At 73.3% G+C, this 16,447-nt stretch carries 18 protein-coding genes; 8 read left to right on the top strand and 10 right to left on the bottom strand.

Translation table 11 applies throughout. The features are described 5' to 3' along the window. Positions 1-343: 343 nt before the first annotated feature. Positions 344-1,432 carry a flagellar basal body P-ring protein FlgI gene (locus tag E2C06_RS31255; protein WP_133292491.1) on the top strand — a complete coding sequence of 363 codons (1,089 nt, stop codon included), beginning with the start codon at positions 344-346 and terminating at the stop codon, positions 1,430-1,432. Continuing rightward, positions 1,432-2,145 (top strand): rod-binding protein, encoded by a 714-nt coding sequence (locus tag E2C06_RS31250; RefSeq protein ID WP_133292488.1) that lies wholly within the window; start codon positions 1,432-1,434, stop codon positions 2,143-2,145. Before E2C06_RS31255 ends, E2C06_RS31250 begins: the two co-directional genes overlap by 1 nt. A 100-nt stretch (positions 2,146-2,245) precedes the next feature. On the opposite strand, the gene E2C06_RS31245 is transcribed toward E2C06_RS31250, so the two are convergent. The 3 genes from E2C06_RS31245 to proC all read right to left on the bottom strand — a co-directional run bounded on the left by E2C06_RS31245 (position 2,246) and on the right by proC (position 4,241). After that, a complete protein-coding gene (locus tag E2C06_RS31245) occupies positions 2,246-2,686 on the bottom strand; it encodes a phasin family protein (RefSeq protein WP_241671553.1) in 441 nt (146 codons plus the stop codon). A gap of 96 nt (positions 2,687-2,782) precedes the next feature. After that, positions 2,783-3,382 carry a TetR family transcriptional regulator gene (locus tag E2C06_RS31240; protein ID WP_133292487.1) on the bottom strand — a complete coding sequence of 200 codons (600 nt, stop codon included), beginning with the start codon at positions 3,380-3,382 and terminating at the stop codon, positions 2,783-2,785. Positions 3,383-3,425: 43 nt separating this feature from the next. Beyond that, positions 3,426-4,241 carry a pyrroline-5-carboxylate reductase gene (gene proC, locus E2C06_RS31235; RefSeq protein WP_133292486.1) on the bottom strand — a complete coding sequence of 272 codons (816 nt, stop codon included), beginning with the start codon at positions 4,239-4,241 and terminating at the stop codon, positions 3,426-3,428. Between the two features lie 138 nt (positions 4,242-4,379). On the opposite strand from proC, the gene ilvD reads away from it, so the two are divergent. Further along, positions 4,380-6,233, top strand: coding sequence for a dihydroxy-acid dehydratase (ilvD, locus tag E2C06_RS31230; protein WP_133292485.1), 1,854 nt, complete (start codon positions 4,380-4,382; stop codon positions 6,231-6,233). 46 nt (positions 6,234-6,279) lie between these two features. Here the strand turns inward: ilvD and E2C06_RS31225 are convergent, their stop codons facing one another. From E2C06_RS31225 to E2C06_RS31205, 5 genes are all read right to left on the bottom strand, one after another. Further along, positions 6,280-7,095, bottom strand: a complete 816-nt coding sequence (locus E2C06_RS31225; protein ID WP_133292484.1) for a hypothetical protein — start codon at positions 7,093-7,095, stop codon at positions 6,280-6,282. A 484-nt stretch (positions 7,096-7,579) separates the two neighbouring features. Further along, positions 7,580-8,878, bottom strand: a complete 1,299-nt coding sequence (locus E2C06_RS31220) for an MFS transporter (protein ID WP_133292483.1) — start codon at positions 8,876-8,878, stop codon at positions 7,580-7,582. A gap of 105 nt (positions 8,879-8,983) precedes the next feature. Then, positions 8,984-9,250, bottom strand: a complete 267-nt coding sequence (locus E2C06_RS31215; RefSeq protein ID WP_133292482.1) for a hypothetical protein — start codon at positions 9,248-9,250, stop codon at positions 8,984-8,986. 6 nt (positions 9,251-9,256) lie between these two features. After that, positions 9,257-9,760: a type III secretion system chaperone family protein gene (locus E2C06_RS31210; protein ID WP_133292481.1), complete on the bottom strand. Its 504-nt coding sequence runs from the start codon at positions 9,758-9,760 to the stop codon at positions 9,257-9,259. 206 nt (positions 9,761-9,966) lie between these two features. Then, positions 9,967-10,356: an accessory factor UbiK family protein gene (locus tag E2C06_RS31205; protein WP_193560525.1), complete on the bottom strand. Its 390-nt coding sequence runs from the start codon at positions 10,354-10,356 to the stop codon at positions 9,967-9,969. A gap of 191 nt (positions 10,357-10,547) precedes the next feature. Between E2C06_RS31205 and rfaD the strand changes: the two genes are divergently transcribed. The 5 genes from rfaD (at position 10,548) to E2C06_RS31180 (ending at position 15,292) form a co-directional block, all read left to right on the top strand. Continuing rightward, the gene (rfaD, locus tag E2C06_RS31200) at positions 10,548-11,528 is read left to right on the top strand and encodes an ADP-glyceromanno-heptose 6-epimerase (protein ID WP_133292480.1); all 981 of its coding nucleotides are present in this window, start codon (positions 10,548-10,550) and stop codon (positions 11,526-11,528) included. Then, positions 11,528-12,337 carry a prolipoprotein diacylglyceryl transferase gene (gene lgt / locus E2C06_RS31195; RefSeq protein WP_133292479.1) on the top strand — a complete coding sequence of 270 codons (810 nt, stop codon included), beginning with the start codon at positions 11,528-11,530 and terminating at the stop codon, positions 12,335-12,337. The genes rfaD and lgt overlap by 1 nt, the downstream gene beginning before the upstream one ends. A 2-nt stretch (positions 12,338-12,339) precedes the next feature. Beyond that, a complete protein-coding gene (locus tag E2C06_RS31190) occupies positions 12,340-13,368 on the top strand; it encodes a class I SAM-dependent methyltransferase (RefSeq protein ID WP_133292478.1) in 1,029 nt (342 codons plus the stop codon). Further along, entirely contained in the window at positions 13,365-14,150 is a 786-nt protein-coding gene (gene pgeF / locus E2C06_RS31185) for a peptidoglycan editing factor PgeF (protein ID WP_133292477.1), read from the top strand. The genes E2C06_RS31190 and pgeF overlap by 4 nt, the downstream gene beginning before the upstream one ends. A 167-nt stretch (positions 14,151-14,317) precedes the next feature. After that, positions 14,318-15,292, top strand: coding sequence for a hypothetical protein (locus E2C06_RS31180; RefSeq protein ID WP_133292476.1), 975 nt, complete (start codon positions 14,318-14,320; stop codon positions 15,290-15,292). A 6-nt stretch (positions 15,293-15,298) separates the two neighbouring features. Here E2C06_RS31180 and E2C06_RS31175 read toward each other — a convergent pair whose 3' ends face one another. Both E2C06_RS31175 and E2C06_RS31170 read right to left on the bottom strand, forming a co-directional pair. Continuing rightward, positions 15,299-15,955 (bottom strand): flagellar hook assembly protein FlgD, encoded by a 657-nt coding sequence (locus E2C06_RS31175; protein ID WP_133292475.1) that lies wholly within the window; start codon positions 15,953-15,955, stop codon positions 15,299-15,301. A gap of 13 nt (positions 15,956-15,968) precedes the next feature. Then, positions 15,969-16,447: flagellar hook-length control protein FliK (locus tag E2C06_RS31170; protein ID WP_133292474.1), on the bottom strand; the 479-nt coding region annotated here is incomplete at its 5' end.

Below are 16,447 nucleotides of genomic sequence, written 5' to 3'. Positions count from 1 at the left end.
GCTTTCCGCCGCCGCCTCGGCCCCCGGCGGGCCCGGGGCGGGACCGAGGCCCGGCCCAAGCGCGAAGCCGGGCCGGCCCCGCGCGCCGGCCCTGCCGGGCCCGGCCGTGCCGCCCGCCGAAACCCTGCCGATCTCCCGCATTCCCCCGCCCTCCTGGCGCTGTTGCCGATGCTGTTTCTGCCGCGGCGCGGCAAACGGCGCCGCCGCGGCCGGCAGTCCTTGCCGGATCGGCGGCGCCCTGGCCTGGCACGCCGGTTGCGATCACCCCGCCACCCGCAGGACGGAGTGCAGCGTGGCCAAAATTGCTTTCGCAAGGGCGAAGAGCGCCTGGGCGCTGGCGGCCATGACGGCGCTGCTCGCCCTTCTCGCGGGGACGCCGCCCGCCCTGGCGCAGCCGGTGCGGATCAAGGACATCGCCGACCTCGAGGGGGTCCGCGACAACCAGCTGGTCGGCTATGGCCTGGTGGTCGGGCTGAACGGCACGGGCGACCGGCTGGCGACCTCGATCTTCACCCGGCAGACGCTGATCGGCATGCTGGAACGGCTCGGCGTCAACACCCGCGACAACGAGGCCAAGCTGGCGACCAAGAACGTCGCCGCCGTCATGGTCACCGCCAACCTGCCGGCCTTCGCCCGGCCGGGCAGCCGGATCGACATCGCGGTCTCGGCGCTGGGCGATGCCACCAACCTGCAGGGCGGCACCTTGCTGGTCACCCCGCTGCTGGGCGCGGACGGGGAGGTCTATGCGGTCGCCCAGGGCGCGGTCGCCACCGGGGCCGTCGCCGCCCGCGGCGCCGGCGCCAGCGTCCAGCGCGGGGTGCCGACCAGCGCCCGCATCGCCTCCGGTGCCATCGTCGAGCGCGAGGTGCCCTATGCACTGACCGGCCGGCCGAGCCTTCGCCTGGCACTCCGCAATCCCGACCTGACCACGGCGCGGCGCATCGCCGCCGCCATCAACCGGGCGACGGGCGGCAGCCTGGCCAACGCCACCGACCCGCGCACCGTGGCGCTGAACCTGGCCGGGCGCGACCCGGTCGCCCTGCTGGGCGAGATCGAGCAGCTTCGGGTGGAGCCCGACCAGGTGGCACGCGTGGTGATCGAGGAGGCGAGCGGCACCATCGTCATGGGCGCCAATGTCCGGGTCTCCACCGTGGCGGTTGCCCAGGGCAACCTCACCATCCGCATCACCGAGACGCCGCAGGTCAGCCAGCCCAATGCGCTGTCGAACGGCCAGACCGTGGTGACGCCGCGGACCAACATCGAGGTGGACGACCAGGCGGAGCGGCGGGTCGGCGTGCTCGGCGGCGGCGTCACGCTGCAGGAGCTGGTGCGCGGGATGAACGCGCTCGGCGTCGGGCCGCGCGACCTGATCTCGATCCTGCAGGCGGTGAAGGCGGCCGGCGCGCTGCAGGCCGAGATGGAGCTCCGCTGATGGACGGCCCGCGCCCGCTCACCGCCGCCGAGCGCGCCGCCATGCCGCCGAAGCTGCGCCAGGCGGCGCAGGCCTTCGAGGCGCAGGCTTTCGCCCAGTTGCTGCAGCCCATCTTCGCCGCCGCCGATCCCAGCCGCGGCCGCTTCGGCGGCGGCGCGGCGGAAGCCCAATGGCGGCCGATGCTGGTCGATGCCGTGGCGAAGCAGGCGGTCCGCGCCGGCCATGGCCTCGGCCTGTCCGACGCCATCCTGCGGGAATTGGCGAAACGCCAGGCCACCCCCCCCAACCCAGGAGACGGGCAAATGACCCTGATGATGGACGCGCTGATCGCCGCCGGCCGCCGCCTGGCCGAGGCGCTGCGGGCGGAGAACGAGGCGCTCGCCGCGCTCGACCTGCCGCGCGCCGCGGGCCTGTCCACCGCCAAGCTGCGGGCGACGGATGCCTTCGCCGCGGCCTATGCCGCGGCGGCGAAGATCGGGACCAGGGCGGAAGGCGGCGCCCGGCAGGATGCGGCGGAGCTGACCACGCGGCTGCAGAGCCTGGGGGAGGAGAACCGCCGCCTGTTGCAGCGGGCCATCACCATCCAGTCGCAGGTGATCGAGACGATCGCCGGGGCGGCCCTGCCGCGCGCCGCGGCGCCCGGCTATGGCGCCGCGGGCAGGCCCGCCGTGCTGCGGCAGGCCCCGGCCCTGGCGATGGCTACGCGCGCCTGAGCGGCGGGACGGCGAAGCACGCCTGAACGGCGTGACGGCCAGCCACGCCCGACCAGCCTGACGGCCACGCGTGCCTGAGCGGCGCGCGGGCCGGAGCCGGTCAGCCCTTCTTGGCGACCAGGGTCTTCACCTCGTCCATGGCCTCGGTGAAGCGCTTGTTCAGCAGGCCGAGCGCCTCCTGGTTCGACTTCTGGATCAGATCGGCCACTTCCTTCATGTTGGCGACCGCCTTCTCATAGGCGCCCTTCAGCATCTCGGCCTGACGGGCGGCCTTGGCCTGCGGGCTCTCCTGGCTGCCGAATGCCTTCATCGCCTCGGTCATCTCGGTCATGGAGGACTGCAGGATCTCCATGTGGCGGCGGGCGACGGCCTGGGCGCCCTCGAGCGCCACGCGGTTCGCGGCCGAGAGCGCCTCGAGGTTGCGGCGCTGGGCGGAGGCGAGCGCTTCCACGTCCGGCATGCCGGGCATGCGGAACTCGGACAGCATCTTCATCAGGTCGGTCTCGGGCTTGCTGTTGCCAGAGCTGTTGTTGTCAGACATGTCGTCCTCCGCCGGTGGCTGGGTGCCGTGTGAATGGCGCCGCAGACTAGGGGCCGCGCGCGCCCGGGTCAAAACTTATGCTGCACCGCACAAAATTCAACCGGTTGACATGTCGCCCGGGTCGAGCCGGAAGGACCGCGCCACCTGCTCGGCCCGGTCCAGCGCCCGGTCCAGCGCCGCCATGGTCGGGCCGAGATCGACCGAGTCATCCGCGACCCAGGCCCGCACGGTGGCCAGCCAGACCGCGGCGACGCCCTGGACCCGCAGCGCTCCGGACAGGCCGGACGGATCGACCTCGGCCGCCCGCAGCAGCCCGGTCATGGAAGCCGGCAGGCCGGCGAGGAGGCAGAGCGCCAGGGCCGGCTCGGTCCGCAACTCCTCCAGCAGCCGGACCAGGCCGGCGCGGTGCGGCTGCATGGCGTCGATCCGCCGCATCAGCACGTCGAAGATCCGGTCCCGCGGCGTGCCGCCCTGCCCGGGCACGGTGCCGGTCGTGACCGCCGCATCCACCTGCCGGGCATGCAGCGCCAGCAGGTCGCGCGGTCCCTCCGGGCAGCGCGCCCTGATCTCCCGCGCCGGCAGGCCGGAAGCGGCGGCGAGGCGGCGCAGCGTGACGCCCTGCCAGCCATGCGCCGCGACCACCTGCCAGAAGCCGTCGAGCAGGCGGGAGTCGGTGTGGTCGATCGTGTCGCTCATGCGGCTCCAGGTTGGGCTGGTTGCGGCGTAAACAAAGGGCTCCTCAGCCGCCGAGTTCGCGCGAGCGGTCGGTGGCGGCGGCGATCGCCTTCGACATCAGGACGGGCCAGGCCTCGGGCTGCATCAGCACCGCCAGCGCGCGTTCCGTGGTTCCCTTCGGGCTGGTGACGTTCTTCCGCAACTGGGCGCTGTTCTCGGGGCTGGCGGCCAGCAGCGCCCCGCTGCCGGCGACCGTGGCGCGGGCCATGCGGCGGGCGAGGTCCGGCGGCAGGCCCTGCTCGATGGCCGCGGCCTCCATCACCTCGGCGAGCAGGAAGACATAGGCCGGGCCGCCGCCGGAGACGGCGGTGACCGGGTCGATCATCGTCTCGTCCTCGACCCAGGCGACCTCGCCGACCGAGGACAGCAGCGTATCGGCCAGCGCCTTCTGGCCAGAGGTCACGCCCGGCCCGGGGCAGGCGACGGTGAAGCCCTGGCGGACGGCGGCCGGGGTATTCGGCATGGCGCGGATCACCGCCGCGGCCCCGCCGAGCAGGCCGCGCATGCCGGCGACGTTCCGCCCGGCCATGATCGAGAGGAAGACCGTGTCCGGCCCGGCCAGGTGGGCGAAGGCGGGCAGGGTGGCCGCGGCCTCCTGCGGCTTGATCGCCAGCACCACGGCGGCGGGGCGGAAGCCGGCGGGGATCGCGGCCGGGCTCGGCACCACCGTCACCCGCCCGGCGAAGGCGGCGGCGGCCGCCGGCTGCGGTTCCACCACCACGGCCTCGGCCAGGCCGCGTTCCAGCCAGCCGGCCAGCATGGCGCCGCCCATCTTGCCGCAGCCGACGAGGAGGAGGGGGGGAAGGGATGTCTCGGTCATGCCGCGAAGGTCGCGCGGGGAGCGCGCGGGCGCAAGCGCGCGGGGAGCGCGCGGGCCGGGCCCGGGCGCAAGTACGCCGCTCCCGGTGGACGGACGCCGAGCGAGGGGCTAGCACGCGGCCCCGGAGGACCACCACGCATGCCCACCTATCGCTCGCGCACCACCACGCATGGCCGCAACATGGCCGGCGCCCGCGGCCTTTGGCGCGCCACCGGCATGAAGGACGGCGACTTCGGCAAGCCGATCATCGCCATCGCCAATTCCTTCACCCAGTTCGTCCCCGGCCATGTCCACCTGAAGGACCTCGGCCAGATGGTGGCGCGGGAGATCGAGGCGGCCGGCGGCGTGGCGAAGGAGTTCAACACCATCGCGGTCGACGACGGCATCGCCATGGGACATGCCGGCATGCTCTACAGCCTGCCTTCGCGCGAGCTGATCGCCGATGCGGTCGAGTACATGGTCAACGCGCATTGCGCCGATGCCCTGGTCTGCATCTCGAACTGCGACAAGATCACGCCGGGCATGCTGATGGCGGCGATGCGGCTGAACATCCCGGTGGTCTTCGTCTCGGGCGGGCCGATGGAAGCGGGCAAGGTGGTGCACCGCGGCCAGAAGCGCGCGGTCGACCTGATCGACGCCATGATCGTCGCCGCCGACCCGGATGTGACGGATGCGGAGGTCGCGGTCATCGAACGGTCGGCCTGCCCGACCTGCGGGTCCTGCTCCGGCATGTTCACCGCCAATTCGATGAACTGCCTGACCGAGGCGCTGGGCCTCGCCCTGCCCGGCAACGGCACGATCGTGGCGACGCATGCCGACCGGCGCGAGCTCTTCCTTGAGGCCGGCCGCCTCATCGTCAAGCTGGCCAAGCGGCATTACGAGGAGGACGACCATGCCGTCCTGCCGCGCGCCATCGCCACCCGCGCCGCCTTCGAGAATGCCATGACCCTCGACATCGCCATGGGCGGGTCGACCAATACCGTGCTGCACCTGCTGGCGGCGGCGCACGAGGCCGGGGTCGACTTCACCATGCGCGACATCGACCGGCTGTCCCGCCGGGTACCGGTGCTCTGCAAGGTCGCGCCCTCGGTCGCCGACGTGCATGTCGAGGATGTTCACCGCGCCGGCGGCATCATGGGGATCCTCGGGGAATTGGATCGCGCCGGGCTGATCGACACCTCGGTGCCTTCCGTCCATGCCAGGTCCATGGCCGAGGCGCTGGCGCATTGGGACATCACCCGCACGAAGGATTCCGCGGTGCGGCGCTTCTTCTGCGCGGCGCCCGGCGGCGTGCCGACGACCGAGGCCTTCAGCCAGGCCGAGCGCTGGGATTCCCTGGATGCCGACCGAGAGAAGGGCGTGATCCGCGACGCGGCGCATGCCTTCTCCAGGGATGGCGGCCTCGCGGTGCTCACCGGCAACCTGGCGGAGGAGGGCTGCATCGTGAAGACGGCGGGGGTGGATGCCTCCATCCTAACCTTCTCCGGCCCGGCGCGGATCTTCGAGAGCCAGGATGCCTCGGTCGAGGCCATCCTCGGCAAGAAGGTGCAGGCCGGCGACGTGGTGCTGGTGCGCTACGAGGGGCCGAAGGGCGGGCCGGGGATGCAGGAGATGCTCTACCCCACCAGCTACCTGAAGTCGGTCGGGCTCGGGAAGGCCTGCGCCCTGGTGACCGACGGGCGGTTCTCCGGCGGGTCGTCGGGGCTGTCGATCGGGCATCTCTCGCCGGAAGCGGCCGAGGGCGGGCTGGTCGGGCTGGTCGAGGACGGCGACCGGATCGAGATCGACATCCCCAACCGCACCATCCGGCTCGCGGTGGACGATGCGGTGCTGGCGGAGCGCCGGGCGGCGATGGAGGCGCGCGGCGCGGATGCCTGGCAGCCGGTCGGGCGCAACCGCGTGGTGACGACGGCGCTGCAGGCCTATGCGGCGCTGACCACCAGCGCGGCGCGCGGCGCGGTGCGGGACGTGACGCAGGTGCGGCGGCGGTAGGCGCCGGCGCAGCGGGTGGCCGCAGCACCGAGCGGCTGCGGCCGCGTCAGGAGAAGAGGGCGTCGTTCGCTGCTGGCGCCACCGGCGTGAAGCCCTCGGCGAAGCTGCAGCCCGAGCCAAACGGGTTGCACATCCGCCCGGTCCAAGCGTCCTTCGCGGGGCCCGGCCGGATGTCGGCGACGAGATGCGTGCCGGCGGCCGTGCCGTCACTGATCCAGGGCTCGTTCCCTTCATTGAGGCTGAGGTTCCGAAGCATCACGCGGCCATCGCCGAGCGCCGCGATGTAGGGCGCGCTGCCCTGCGGCCCGGGATTGATGTCGGCCAGCTGGCGGGTGCCTGCCGGAGTGCCGCCGGTCACCCAGGGTTCGTACTGGAAGCCTGGCCCGCAGGCGCTGAACAGCGCCAGCCCGTTGCCGAGCGGCACGAGGACCGTGGGATCGCCGTCACCAGAGCCCGGGTTGATGTCGGCCAGCATCCCCGTGCCGGCCGCGGTCCCGTCGGTGGCCCGGGGCTCCGTCCCGGTGTCGGGTCGCCAAGCCGAGAAAACGACGGTGCCGTGGCCGAGCGAGGCGATATCGTTCGCATCGCTTGCCACCAGCTGACCGAGGCTGACGCCAGCATAGAGGCGGGTGCCTGTCGCCGTTCCGTCCGTGACCCAGAGCGCGCCGCCCGACGCGGGGGTGGACGCCGCGAGAACGACCCGGCCGTCGCCAAGGGCATGGGAATAGATCGCACCGCTGCCGCTCGGCCCCGGATCAAGATCCGCCAGCAGCCGGCTGCCCGCGGTCGTGCCGTCAATGATCCAGGGCTCGAAGCCATGCACGCCATCGTTGGCGCGGAACACATGGAGCGGCGGCGGCACTTCCGGCGTCCCGGGATCGAGCGGACCGGCCGTGTTCTCCAGCGGCTCGATGCCGTCCGCCGCGTCGACGGCCGGATCACCATCGGACGCAGCATCATGAAGTCCCGTCCCGTCGGGCTGCGCGGCCGAGGCGCGATGACACGCCGCGCCCGCTCGGTGGAGGTCTGCGGCACGCGGCCAATCCGGCTCCGGTCGAACCTCGGCTGGACAACCGGACGGCAGGACCCAGAGTGTCGTCGCCGGTGTCCAGCGACGCGTCTTCCCCCCTCGGGCGGACCAGGCGAATCATGGCATCTCTCCCCGCGCGCAGACGCAGACCGCATCGGGTCCTCCTGCGGACCGGACGGATGCGCGATCAGGCCTGCCGGGATGGTGCGAACCTCCTGGACCGCATGGTGTGTGCTGCCGCAAACCTCCCCGAGACGAGGCCGCGAGCCGGCTTTCGCGTCGGCCTCTTGCGAGACCTCCCGATCCGCTCATCCGCCTACCCCGTCGCGGCCACAACCCCGGTGACTGCCGCCCGCCGCCGCGGCAGCAGCAGGTGCACCGCCAGCACCGCCACCAGGTAGGCCCCGGCGCCGACGAAGAAGACCAGCGTGTAGTTGCCCCCCGTCGCATCCAGCAGCCGCCCCACCAGCTTGGCCGAGAAGCCGCTGAAGATGGAGCTGATGCACCCGCCGAGCCCCACCGCCCCGGCCACCGCCGCCTTCGGCATGGTGTCGGAGACCAGGGTGAAGAGGTTGGCCGAGAAGCCCTGGTGCGCCGCCATCGCCAGGCCGATCAGCCCGACGGCGGACCAGATGCTTCCCACTCCCGGCGCCAGGAAGACCGGCACGGTGCAGAGCGCGCAGAGCAGCAGGGTGAGCTTCCGCGCGGTGAAAACATCGAGCCCCGCCCGGATCAGCCGGCCGGACAGCCAGCCGCCGCCGACCGAGCCGACATCCGTCATCAGGTAGATCGCCACCAGCGGCAGGCCGAGCGCCATCAGGTTCACGTTGAACCTGCTGAACAGGAAGCTCGGCACCCAGTTGTTGTAGAACCACCAGACCGGGTTGGTGAGGACGGCGCCGACGATGTAGGTCCAGGTCCCGGGAAAGCGCAGCAGCGCCAGCCAGGGCACCCGCTGCGCCGGCACCTCGGGGTCGGAACGGATATAGGCGAGCTCCGCCGGGGTGACGTCCGGGTGGTCCTCCGGCGCGCGGTAGAGGCCGATCCAGAAGACCAGCCAGAGCAGCCCGACCGCGCCGCTGACGTAGAAGGCCGCCTGCCAGCCCCAGGTCGCCGTGACGAAGGCGGCGATCAGCGGCGCCAGCAGCCCGCCGATGTTGCTGCCGGAGTTGAAGACCCCTGTCGCCAGCGCCCGGTCGCGCACCGGGAACCAGGTGGCGACGGTCTTGATGCAGGTCGGGAAATTGCCGCCCTCGCCGAGGCCGAGCGCGATGCGGGCGACGGTGAAGCCGGCGACGGAGCTCACCAGCCCATGCGCCGCCGAGGCCACCGACCAGATCATGGCGGCGACCGCCAGGCCGATGCGGATGCCGACCTTGTCGGTGAAGGCGCCCATCCCGGCATAGCCGGCGGCATAGGCGATGCTGAAGGCGAAGACGATGTCGCCGTAGTCGCCTTCGCTGAAATGCAGCTCGCCCTGGATGGTCGGCTTCAGCACGCCCAGCAGGTTGCGGTCCATGTAGTTGACCGTGGTGATGGCGAAGAGCAGGGCGATGATGACCCAGCGGGTGCGCCCCGCGGGCAGGGCGCGCGCTGGCGCCTGGGACTCGGCCATGATGTTCCCCCCGAAGCCGGGCGGGTCTGGCCGGGATGACCGGTCCTCGCCGCCGGGCGGGGGCTCAACGCGCGGGTGGTTGCCGGGTCCCCGGCATGAAGCGGGTCACCGCCGGGGCAGCCGCGGCCCCGAGATCCCCATCAGCGCCAGCCAGGGCGCCCAGGCCGCCTCGACCACCTGGATCCAGGCCAGCATGGGGTTGGAGGCCTCCATCAGCCGGCCCCAGGCCTCGAAGCCGGCCGGGGCGGTGACGCTCACCACCACCTGCTCGGCGCCCGTCCCGCCGGCGGCCCGCCGGTGGCGGATCTCCACCTCGAGCCCGCCCGGCAGCCGCCCGATCGCGCGCAGGTCCTCGGGCGGCGTGTCGGTCATGGGGCCTCAGGCCTCGCCGACGCAGTCCAGCATCGCCGCCTGCAGCGCGTCGCCCGGCGTCTTGCCGCCCCAGAGGACGAATTGGAAGGCGGGGAAGAAGCGCTCGCATTCGGTGATGGCGATGTCGACCATGTCCTCGAGCGACTCGGCCGAGGCGCTCGGCGCGCCGCGCAGCAGGACGGAATGGCGGAAGACCGGCACGCCGTCGTCCGACTCGAGGCCGAAATGGCCGATCCAGAGCTTCTCGTTGGCGATGGCCAGCAGCTCGAACAGCTTGTGGCGGGTCTCCGCCGGCACCTTCATGTCGAAGGCGCAGGAGAAGTGCATGGCGCTGATCTCCGGCGACCAGGAGAAGAACAGGCCGTAGTCGCACCACTTGCCCGGGGCCTCGGCCGCCATCTCGCCGTCGGAGCGGCGCTCGAAGGCCCATTCGTTGGAGGAGACGATCTGCTCGAGCACGTCGAGGGGGTTGGTCGCACGCTCGCGCTCGCGGGCCTGAAGACCTGACATCGCAGCACCTCCTCAGTCGGTGGGAAGACGGTGCCCCCCGCTGCCCATACCCCCGTCCACCGAAATCTTGGGTGAATCGGGCAGCGATGACCACCACCTATAGACTACGCAGGTGCGAAACGCGGCTGCAAGGCCGCGGGTTGCCGGAAGGCTTCACAACGCGTTCCAGGCCTGTGACATTTTCCCGCGGCGCGTGACGAAGCGTGTCAGACCCCGTCCGGGCTCGCCTCGGTCCTCGGCCCGGGCGCGACCTCGGGCGGCAGGTAGGTTTCGGCCTCCGGGGAGGGCTCGATCGCCTCCGGGCCGGCGTCGGCCGCGGGCGCCGGTGCGGCCATCGCCGCCAGCTTCGCCTCCAGTGCCGCGACCCGGGCCTCCAGCCCCTCCTGCGTCTCGCGCGCCCGCCGGGCGAGCTCCATCGCCGCGTCCAGGTCCTCCCGCTTCACCAGGTCCAGCCGCTGCACCATGGCATCGACCTGGCTCCGCATCGCCGCCTCGGCCTCGCCGCGCACCCCGGCGAGCGCCGAGAAGGCGCCGCCGGCCACGCCGGCCAGGTCATCGAAAAGCCCGCCGCGCTTGCGGCCGCCCATGTCGCTCATCGCCATCTCCTCGTGCGGCGCCCGGAAGGGCTTGCCCTTCCCAGGCCGCGTTGTCGCGCCCTATACCCCGCGCCGGCATGGCGCAATCGCGCCGCCGGCCCAATCGTTCGGCCAGTTCGTCCACCGATCCGGCGAGCCCCGCCCCGGGTAGATCCATCCGGGCCGGGCGCCGGCCAGCCTGGGGTGCCGCCATGTATCTGGTCACCGGCGGGGCCGGTTTCATCGGCTCCAACCTCGTCGCCGCACTCGCCGCGCGCGGGGAGGAGGTGATGGTGGTCGATCGCCTCGGCGCCGAGGACAAGTGGCGCAACCTGGCGAAGCACACCATCGCCGGGCTGCTGCCGCCCGAGGCGCTCTGGGAGTTCTGGGCCGCCCGGCCGCCGGTGGCCGCGGTGCTGCACATGGGCGCCATCAGCGCGACGACGGAGACCGACGGCGACCTCGTCGCCGCCACCAACCTGACCCTGCCGCTGCAGCTCTGGTCGGCCTGCGCCGAGCGCCGGGTGCCCTTCATCTACGCTTCCTCCGCCGCGACCTATGGCGACGGGCACGAGGGGTTCGAGGACGATGCCAGCCCCGCGGCGCTGGCGAAGCTGCGGCCGCTGAACCTTTATGGCTGGTCGAAGCTGGCCTTCGACCGCCGGGTCGCGCAGCTGCTGGCGCGCGGCGCGCCGCGGCCGCCGCAATGGGCAGGGCTGCGCTTCTTCAACGTTTATGGCCCGAACGAGCACCACAAGGGCCGCATGGCCAGCGTGCTGCTGCACAAGTACCGCCAGGTGATGGCGGGCGAGGCGGCGACGCTGTTCCGCTCGGACCGCCCCGGCATCGCCGATGGCCACCAGCGCCGCGACTTCGTCCATGTCGACGACTGCGTCGCGGTGATGCTCTGGCTGCTGGAGAACCCCGGGGCATCCGGCCTCTTCAACGTCGGCTCCGGCCGGGCCCGCACCTTCCTCGACCTCGTCCAGGCCATGTTCGCCGCGATGGGGCGCGAGCCCGACATCCGCTTCGTCGAGATGCCCGCCGACCTGCGCGGCAAGTACCAGTATTTCACCGAGGCGCCGCTCGACCGCCTGCGCGCCGCCGGCTTCAACGCCCAGACGACACCCCTGGAAGACGGCGTGCGCCGCACCGTGCAGGACTTCCTGGGCGCCGAGGATCCCTATCGCTGATGCTCTTCGCCATTCCCTTCCCGGTCATCGACCCGGTCCTCGTCCAGATCGGCCCCTTCGCCATCCGCTGGTACGCGCTGGCCTACATCACCGGCATCGTCGCCGGCTGGATGCTGGCGCGGCGGCTGGTGGCCCTGCCGCCGGTGGTCGCCACGCGGCAGCAGGTGGACGACTTCGTAACCTGGGCGACACTCGGCATCATCCTCGGCGGGCGGCTCGGCTACGTGCTGTTCTACCGGGCCGGCCATTACTTGACCCATCCGCTGGAGATCCTGCAGGTCTGGCAGGGGGGGATGTCCTTCCATGGCGGCGCGCTCGGCGTGATCGTCGCGCTGGTCCTCTATTGCCGGCAGCAGCGGATCGACCTGCTCGGCTTCGGCGACCGCGTCACCGCCGTCATCCCGATCGGCCTCTGCCTCGGCCGGCTGGCGAATTTCGTCAACGGCGAGCTCTGGGGCCGCGTCACCGACGTGCCCTGGGGCATGGTCTTCCCGACCGGCGGGCCGGAGCCGCGGCATCCGAGCCAGCTCTACCAGGCCGGGCTCGAGGGCGTCGCGCTCTTCGTCCTGCTGCAGGTGCTGGTGCATGTCCCGGCGATCCGCGCCCGGCGCGGCTTCGTCGCCGGCGCCTTCCTCGCCGGCTACGGCGTCGCGCGGTCGGTCGGCGAGCTCTTCCGCCAGCCCGATGCCTTCCTCGGCTTCCTGCTTGCCGGCGCGACCATGGGGCAGCTGCTCTCGGTGCCGATGATCCTGGTGGGCGGGTGGCTGATGCTGCGGGCGCGGCCGGCGCCGCGAGCGGTGGCGGCCTGAGCATGTCCACGCAAGCGGGGGCGGCGGAACGGCTCGACCGCTTCATGGCGCGGGCGGTCGCGGCCTATTATGCCGGGCGCGACCCCTTCGGTGCCGGCGGCGACTTCACCACCGCGCCCGAGATCTCCCAGGCCTTCGGCGAGTGCCTCGGCCTATGGGCCGCGGTGACCTGGCAGCTCATGGGCACGCCGGCGCGGGTGATCCTCGCCGAGCTCGGACCCGGGCGGGGGACGCTGATGGCCGATGCGCTGCGGGCCGCCGGGATGGTCCCTGCCTTCCGCGCCGCGCTCGAGGTTCATCTGGTCGAGACCTCCCCCACCCTCCGCGCCGCACAGCGGCAGCGGCTCGGCATGGCCGTCGCCGGCTGGCACGACGATGCCGCGGGCCTGCCCGACGGCCCCGCGATCATCCTCGCCAACGAGTTCTTCGACGCCTTGCCGATCCGCCAGTTCATCCGCCGCGGCGGCGCCTGGCTGGAGCGCCACGTGGTGGATGGCCACTTCCTCGACCTGCCCGCCGAGCGCCCGCCGCCGCTGCCGGCCGGGGCCGCCGAGGGCGCCGTCGCCGAATATGCCGAGGCCGGCGTGGCGGTGGCCGCCAGCCTCGCCGCGCGCTGCCGCGACCAGGGCGGCGCGCTCCTCGCGCTCGACTACGGCCCGGCCGCGGCCGCGCTCGGCGACACGCTGCAGGCGATGACGCGGCATGGGCCGGCCGACCCGCTGGCCGAGCCCGGCACCGTCGACGTCACCGCGCATGTCCCCTTCGCGGCGCTCGCCGAAGCCGGCCGCGCCGCCGGCGCCGCGGCCCATGGGCCGCTGCCGATGGGGCTTTTCCTGCAGCGCCTCGGGCTTCCGGCCCGCGCCGCCATCCTGGCGCGCACCGCCATGGCGGCCGGCCGGCGCGACCAGGCGAGCCTTGCGCTCTCGGGCGCCGAACGGCTGACCGCCCCGGAAAGGATGGGCCGCCTGTTCAAGGCGCTCTGCCTGTGCCATCCCGCCCTCCCCACCCCTCCGGGCTTCGAGGCCGCATGACGGATGCCGAATACCTGGCCACGCCCGCGCTCGGCGCGCTGGCGGGCCTGCGCCATGGCTTCTTCACCCGCCGCGGCGGCGTGTCGGAGGGGCCCTGGGCGGCGCTCAACTGCTCGCTCTCGGGCCAGGACGACCGCGGGCGCGTGCGGGAGAACCGCCGCCGCGTCGCCGGCGCGCTCGGCCTCGGCCTGCCGGCGCTGCACGGGCTGACCCAGGTGCACGGCATCGCGGTGGCCGAGGTGGACGAGCATGGCTGGGTCGAGGGCCAGGGACCGAAGGCCGATGCCATGGTGACGCGCCGCCCCGGCATCGCCCTCGGCATCGTCACCGCCGACTGCGCCCCGGTGCTCCTCGCCGACCCGGCGGCCGGCGTGATCGGCGCCGCCCATGCCGGCTGGCGCGGCGCGGTGGACGGCGTGCTGGAGGCGACGCTCGCGGCCATGGAGGCGATCGGCGCCGACCGCGCCCGGATGACCGCGTCGGTCGGCCCCTGCATCGCGCAGCCGAGCTACGAGGTCGGGCCCGACCTGCGCGACGCCGTGCTGGCCCGCGACGCCGCCGATGCCCGCCACTTCGCCGCCGGCCGGCGCGACGACCGCTGGCAGTTCGACCTGGCCGGCTACTGCGCCGCGCGCCTCGCCGCCGCCGGCGTCGCGGTGGTGGAGACCGCCGGCACCGACACCCTGGCGAACGAGGACCGCTTCTTCAGCCACCGGCGGCGGACTCTTGCCGGCGGCGGGCCGATCGGCCACCAGATCTCCGCCATTGCGATCGCGGGCTGAGCCGATGCCCTACATGGTCCAATTCATGGTGCTGACGCTGATCACGATGCTGGTTGCCTGTGTTCTTCTCTGATCGCCTCGGTCGCCGGCGCCGCCTGCGGCAGCCTGGCGACGCGCCATCCGGCGCGGCGCCCGGCCGGCCATGCCGCACGCCCCGGCTTGGCGCCGTGTCTCTCGCCCTGCTGGCGCTGCTCGCCGCCTGCGGCGACCTGCCGCAGCCCTATCGCGGCCGGCCGGGCGGCCAGGCCGCGGTGCTGGCCATCCCGCTCGCCATCCGCCTGGCGGTGCCGCCGCCGGAGCAGGCGCTGCTCGGCAATGCCCAGGCGAAGGAATTCGCCGCGGCGCTGGTCACGGCCCTGCAGTCGGAGGACGTGCCGGTGATCGCCAGCGCCACGCCGCTGCCGCTCGACTGGCTGGTCGAGATCACCGCGGAGCGCCAGGGCCAGGGACGCCGCGAGGCGGTCCGCCCGCGCTTCCGCCTGCTGGACGCCGACCGCAAGCCGCAGGCGACGACCGAGGGCAAGCCGGTCCCGCTCGAGGATTGGGCCAATGCCGACCGCACCCTGTTCGACCAGGTGGCGCGGGAGAACGGGCCGAAGCTGACCCAGCTGCTGCTGCAGGTGGAGGCGGCGCGGAAGTCGACCGACCCCGCCTCGCTCACCGCCGGCCCGCCGCGGATGTACATGGTCGGCGTGCAGGGCGCGCCGGGCGACGGCAACACCTCGCTCGCGGCCCGCATGAAGGAACAGCTCGGCGGCCAGGGCTTCGTCGTGCAGGACAGCGCCGAGGGCGCCGCCTACGGCCTGCAGGCCGATGTCGCCGTGGTCCCCGGCGCGACCGGCGCGGTGCAGCGCGTCGAGATCATCTGGATCGTCAGCCGGCGGGACGGCGAGGAGCTGGGCCGCGTCGTGCAGATGAACGAGGTCCCGACCGGCCGGCTCAACCGGCTCTGGGGCGATATCGCCTATGTCGCGGCGAACGAGGCGGCGGACGGGGTGAAGACCGTGGTGGCCAATGCGCTGCAGGTGCCGGCCACGACCCCCGACGGGCCGAAGCCGACCGGGCCCGCGGTCGGCGCCGTGCCGCCGCCGCCGCCCGCCGCGACGCCCACGCCCCCGCCGGTCCTGCCGCCGCTGCGCTGAGGCGCGCTACTGGCCGAGGCTGCGGACCGCGTCGAAGCCGACCGAGACACCGCCCAGCACCAGCTTGAGCTCGCCGCCCGCGCCGCGTTCCGCCGCGGTGGCGCGGGCCACCACGTTGGCGGTGATCTCCTGCGGGGCGCCGTCCTTGTCGCGTCCGGCCACCGCGATGCGGTAGCCGCCATCCGGCTGCTGCTTGCCCGCCGCGCTTTTGCCGTCCCAGATCCAGTCGGTCGCGGCGGTGCCGAGAGTCACCTGCTGCTGCTTCAGGGTGTGCCCCGCGGCGTCCGTCACGGTGACGATGGCGCTGGTCGCGGTGCCGGCGGCCGGCAGGCGCAGCGTGCCGGTGCCGCCCTGCAGCGCGATCCGGTCGCTCGCCACCTCCACGGTCTTGCCCAGCAGCGGCGCCGCGGCGGTCAGCTGTGCCGCCTGCTGCAGCCCGATCAGCTTGTCGAGGTTGCCGTTCATGCTGATCTGCTGCTCGACCGAGGCGAATTGCACGAGCTGGTTGGTCATCTCCTGCGTGTCCATGGCCTTGGTCGGGTCCTGGTTCTTCAGCTGCGTCGTCAGCAGGCCGAGAAAGGTGTTGAAGTCGGCGCCGATCCCGGTGGCGGTCTTGCCCGCGGTGGCGGCGGTGCCGGTGGTGGCGCTGGTCACGGTGGTCATGGGTCGTCTCCTTTCAGACGGCGATGTCGAGCAGCGAGAGGGCGAGGCCGCGGCGCGTGGCGGCCGGCGCGGCCTCGGGCGGCATGGCGGGATGCTGGCCGCCGCCCTGGCGCCGGGCGCCCGGCTCGCCGCCGGCCTGGCCGTTCCCGGCCTGGTCGCCGCCCGCGAGGTCGAAGCGCATCCCGCCCTCCGCCACGGTGACGCCGGCCTGGCCGAGCGCGCGGTCGAGCTCGCGCGCGTCGCGCTGCAGCAGGGCCAGCGTTTCCGGCCTTTCGGCCAGGACCTGGATGGCGGCGGCATCGCCGCCGGCATCGCGCTGGATGCGGATCTCGACCCGGCCGAGCTGGTCCGGCTCCAGCGCCACGCTCAGCCGCGGCGCCTGGCCGGGGCCCTGGGCGAGGGCGATGACGACCGGGGCGAGCTGCTGGAGGGGCGGGGGGGGTGGGCGCGGCCCGGGCGGCGGCGGCGCGGCGGGCCCGGCCGCCATCCCCG

This window comes from Dankookia rubra (assembly GCF_004355005.1).
Taxonomy (GTDB): Bacteria; Pseudomonadota; Alphaproteobacteria; order Acetobacterales; family Acetobacteraceae; genus Paracraurococcus; species Paracraurococcus ruber_A.
This window is presented reverse-complemented; position numbering and strand designations above follow the sequence as displayed.